Source organism: Streptomyces sp. McG3, assembly GCF_018619185.1.
Classification (GTDB): Bacteria; Actinomycetota; Actinomycetes; order Streptomycetales; family Streptomycetaceae; genus Streptomyces.
The window spans coordinates 1-4,162 of sequence record NZ_JAAXYC010000472.1; the positions used below are offsets into that span (position 1 = coordinate 1).

At 71.7% G+C, this 4,162-nt stretch carries 5 protein-coding genes; 3 read left to right on the forward strand and 2 right to left on the reverse strand.

All coding sequences use genetic code 11. From position 1 onward, the window contains the following. Nucleotides 1–71 precede the first annotated feature (71 nt). Nucleotides 72–923 (forward strand): ABC transporter permease subunit, encoded by an 852-nt coding sequence (locus tag HET64_RS37080; RefSeq protein WP_215111633.1) that lies wholly within the window; start codon nt 72–74, stop codon nt 921–923. 70 nt (nt 924–993) lie between these two features. On the opposite strand, the gene HET64_RS37085 is transcribed toward HET64_RS37080, so the two are convergent. Further along, entirely contained in the window at nt 994–1,323 is a 330-nt protein-coding gene (locus tag HET64_RS37085) for an ATP/GTP-binding protein (protein ID WP_215111634.1), read from the reverse strand. 212 nt (nt 1,324–1,535) lie between these two features. Here HET64_RS37085 and HET64_RS37090 point away from each other — a divergent pair, with 212 nt between their 5' ends. Then, nucleotides 1,536–2,585 (forward strand): LLM class flavin-dependent oxidoreductase, encoded by a 1,050-nt coding sequence (locus HET64_RS37090; protein ID WP_215111635.1) that lies wholly within the window; start codon nt 1,536–1,538, stop codon nt 2,583–2,585. Between the two features lie 132 nt (nt 2,586–2,717). Here the strand turns inward: HET64_RS37090 and HET64_RS37095 are convergent, their stop codons facing one another. Beyond that, entirely contained in the window at nt 2,718–3,110 is a 393-nt protein-coding gene (locus HET64_RS37095; protein ID WP_018958973.1) for an SCO5389 family protein, read from the reverse strand. Nucleotides 3,111–3,385: 275 nt separating this feature from the next. On the opposite strand from HET64_RS37095, the gene nucS reads away from it, so the two are divergent. Then, nucleotides 3,386–4,057, forward strand: coding sequence for an endonuclease NucS (gene nucS / locus HET64_RS37100; RefSeq protein ID WP_215111636.1), 672 nt, complete (start codon nt 3,386–3,388; stop codon nt 4,055–4,057). The last annotated feature ends 105 nt before the right edge of the window (nt 4,058–4,162 follow it).

Below are 4,162 nucleotides of genomic sequence, written 5' to 3' on the forward strand. Positions count from 1 at the left end.
GCTGCGCCCTCCCCCGCAGCCGAGCCCTCTTCCGCCGCCGCGGCCGGAGAGCAGACGAGCAAGGACCTCCGATGACGACGCCGACCACCCCGCGGGCCCACCAGCAGGCACCGGACGCCGGCGTGCTGGGCTCCTACGAGTCGCCGATCCCGATCCGGCCCGCCACCCTCGGCGACGCGGTGGCCTCGGAGTGGACCAAGATCCGTTCCGTGCGCGCCACGATATGGACGCTCGGCGTGATGATCGCGCTGATGCTGACGGTCGGGCCGGGCATCGCGCTGCTGCTCGCGGCGGACAGCAACGGGGGCATGCCGGGCGAGCCGGTCCTGGCCCTCGGCTTCTTCGGGGTGCTGCTGGGATCGATCTGCGTGATCACGCTCGGTGTGCTGACCATCGGTTCCGAGTACAGCACCGGGATGATCCGTACGACGCTGACGGCCTGCCCGAGCCGGGTCCGGGTGCTCGCGGCGAAGGCGATCGTCCTCTCCTCGCTCGCCTTCGCGGTCACGACGGTGACCGCCGCGGTCGTGGCGGGGCTCCAGACCCTGATCCTGGACGGCCCCTCCGCGTCGGGCGGCGACTGGGCGCTCGCCACGGCCGGCGTCGGGCTCTATCTCGCGGCCCTAGGTCTGCTGTCGCTCGGGATCGGCGCGATCGTGCGGCACTCGGCGGGCGCGATCACCATCATGATCGGCGTGGTACTGGCGCCCCTGGTCCTCGCGCTGTTCATGTTCGCCGACAGCTTGCGGGGTCTTCAGCGCTTCCTGATCGACTACTCGATCCCCAACCAGATCGGCGGGCTGTACGGCACGACGATGACCGAGAGCGGTCCGTCCGGCTGGGAGCCGCTGCTGCTGATGCTGTGCCTGGCCGCCGCGGCGCTGGGCGGGGCTGTCGTGATACTGAACCGGCGCGACGTCTGAGGGGCCGCGCGACGTCTGGGGGCAGCGCGACGTCTGGAGGATCGGGCGGAGTCCGAGTGGCCGGTCGCCCTCAGTGGCGCGGAGCGTTCCGGGACCGCTGCACCCTGGTGGTGCGGCGGTCCTTCGCGTTCCAGCACGCCTTGTGCCAGTGCCTGCGGTCGTCGATGCCGCCGAACTCGGGCCAGGTCACGAGGTGCGGGACCCCGGAGGGGATCTCCTGGTCGCAGCCGGGGCAGCGGTACCGCTTGCCCTGGGCGCTCGCGCCGCTGACCGGGCGCACCGACCACTCCTCGCCCTGCCAGCTCTCGGTGGCCCCTCCCCCGCCGTACCTGCCGGGCGCCGAGCCGGGGTGTTCGTCGGGACTCTCGCCGCCACGGGGGCGGTTACGGCGCGGGGACACAGGACACCTCACGGGGCGGATCGGACACGGTTTCGTCCAAGCCTAGAGCCTGGCGCCGGGGGCAGTGGTCGGGCGGTCCGGCGGCCCTGTTCGGCAGTGGGGTGAGTTAGCGGAAAATCGCAACAACTTCCTCCGGGACCGTGCCTTTGGCACGTGTCAGACGTTGTTGCCGGTGGGGGAGAAACGCGTCGGCCGCAAGGAGGCAATAGGCGATGCGCATCGGAACGTTCGTTCTGGCAGCCCAGTTCCCGGGACAGGGGCCGGGTGAGGCCCTGCACCGGGCCGTCCGGTCCACCGAGGCCGCGGAGGAGAGCGGTCTCGACTCGGTCTGGCTGGCCGAGCACCACTTCGTGCCGTACGGGGTCTGCCCGTCCGCGACCACGCTGGCGGCGCTGCTGCTGGGCCGCACCCGCAGAATCCGGGTCGGCACGGCGGTCAGCGTGCTGCCCAACCACCACCCGGTCGCGCTCGCCGAGCAGGCCGCGCTGCTGCACCTGACCAGCGGCGGACGCTTCTCGCTCGGGGTGGGGCGGGGTGGTCCGTGGGTGGACCTGGAAGTGTTCGGCGGCGGTCTCGACGCGTACGAGAACGGCTTCCCCGAGGCGCTGGACCTGGTGCTCGACTGGCTGCGGGAGCCGCGCGTCGCGGGGCGCGGCGAGCGGTTCGGCTTTCGCGAGGTGGCGGTGGTGCCGCGCGCGGACGAGCTGCTGGAGTGCCCGGCGGACGCGGGGCCGGGTGGAGCGGGGCCCGAGGTCGTCGTGGCGTGCACCTCGCCGAAGAGCGTGCGGCTCGCGGCCCGGCAGGCGCTGCCGATGCTGCTGGGCATGCACTGCGGGGACGAGGAGAAGGCGGAGATGGTCGCCCTGTGGCGGACGGCCGCCCGGGAGGCCGGCCATCCGCCCGAGGTGGCGGAGGGGGCCGCACATGTGTCCGCCGGGGTGGCCCAGATCGAGGACGGCGCCGGGGAGGCCACGGAGCTGCTGGTGAAGTCGATGCCCGGCTGGCTGCGCCAGGGGCTCGACGCCCATGTCACGGTCGACGGCAGGCACCGCGTGATGCGGGACCCGGTCGCGTACACGGAACTGCTGTGCGGGCTGCACCCGGTGGGCCCGCCGCGGCTGGCGGCCGACCGGCTGGCGGCCACCGCCGAGCGGACCGGGATCACGCGCTTCGCCCTCCTGGTGGAGGGGTCCGGCGATCTCGCGGCGACCGAGGAGAACGTCCGGCGGCTCGGCGCCGACGTGCTGCCGCTGCTCACCTGACCCGCGCATGCCGGTGTTTCCTCGGAGCCGTCTGAACAGCTGGGATCTGTGGGACCAGTGGTGCGGTGGTGCGGGAGCTGCCGCCCCGGAGCTAGTTGCACCTCCCGCGGCCCGGGACGGCAGCAGAAGCGTTCAGCAGTCCCGAAGTCCGGGCGACTGGTTGAGCAACTGGCCCCTCACCGAGGTGAACTTGGCCAGTCGGTCGTCGACCGAGGCGTCCAGCGGGAACACCGCGACGCGGTGGCAGTTCTGGAATGCGATGCGCACTCCGAAGTGCCGCTGGAGCGCGCCGCGTATCGCATCACTCGCGAGCGCGCGCAGCAGCTGACCACGTGCCTGCTCGTCCGGCGGCGGCGTCTGGTTGTCGGCGAACTGTCCGCCGTCGACCTTCAGCTGAGCCACCAGCGAGCTGATCATCTCCCATGCGAAGGGCAGGGAGGTCCGGACGCAGTCGACGAAGTCGGCTTCGTCGACCTCGCCTCGCTCGGCCTGTTCCAACAGCGCCGGTGAGACGTCGAGCGACATGGGTTCTCCTCTCGCGACCCCGGGCGATGGCCGGGGCCTTACGGGCAGGGAAGGGGGGCGGCGACGACGCAGCGTGCACGGACGGCGACCTCCTGCTTCCACGGTAAGCGCGCAGTCGGGGCCGCACCAGGAGATTGGGAACACAACCGGCCAATAACGAAGGGGCGCAAAGAGGGGCAAGCCCTCATCGCCGCGTCGCGGTGTGCACCGAGTGACGGGGGGCGACGGGTGGGGAAATCGCGTCGGGCCCCCGTCGTCGAGTAGCGTTGCCGACCATGCGTCTCGTCATCGCCCGTTGCTCCGTGGACTACGCGGGCCGGCTCACAGCCCACCTGCCCTCCGCCCCCCGACTGATCCTGGTGAAGGCGGACGGAAGCGTCTCCATCCACGCCGACGACCGGGCGTACAAACCGCTCAACTGGATGTCCCCGCCGTGCACCCTGAAGGAGGGCGCCGACGGTGACGAAGGCGTCTGGACCGTGGTGAACAAGGCGGGCGAAAAACTGATCATCACGATGGAGGAAGTCCTCCACGACTCGTCGTACGAGCTGGGCGTCGACCCGGGGCTCATCAAGGACGGCGTGGAAGCGCACCTCCAGGAGCTGCTCGCGGACCGGATCGAGATCCTCGGCGAGGGTCACACCCTGATCCGCCGCGAATACCCCACCGCCATCGGGCCGGTGGACATCCTGTGCCGGGACGCCAACGGGCAGACGGTGGCCGTGGAGCTGAAGCGGCGCGGTGACATCGACGGCGTGGAGCAGCTGACGCGCTATCTGGAGCTGCTGAACCGCGACCCGCACCTCGCGCCGGTCCGGGGCGTCTTCGCCGCGCAGGAGATCAAGCCGCAGGCGCGGGTGCTGGCGACGGACCGCGGCATCGGCTGTCTGGTCCTGGACTACAACGCGATGCGGGGCATCGAGGACGACAAGCTGCGGCTGTTCTGAGCGACGGCGTCAACGGGGGCCGGGTCGGTGGCCGCTCCGGACTCCGGGGCGCTCGCCGACTCGGCGGGGCCGGCCGCGGAGGAGGAAGAAGAACCCTCCTCCGGG

Coding starts and splice junctions, on each gene's coding strand:
- nucS (WP_215111636.1), top strand. CDS start 3,386: ATGCGTCTCGTCATCGCCCGTTGCTCCGTGGACTACGCGGGCCGGCTC.
- HET64_RS37090 (WP_215111635.1), top strand. CDS start 1,536: ATGCGCATCGGAACGTTCGTTCTGGCAGCCCAGTTCCCGGGACAGGGG.
- HET64_RS37080 (WP_215111633.1), top strand. CDS start 72: ATGACGACGCCGACCACCCCGCGGGCCCACCAGCAGGCACCGGACGCC.
- HET64_RS37095 (WP_018958973.1), bottom strand. CDS start 3,110: ATGTCGCTCGACGTCTCACCGGCGCTGTTGGAACAGGCCGAGCGAGGC.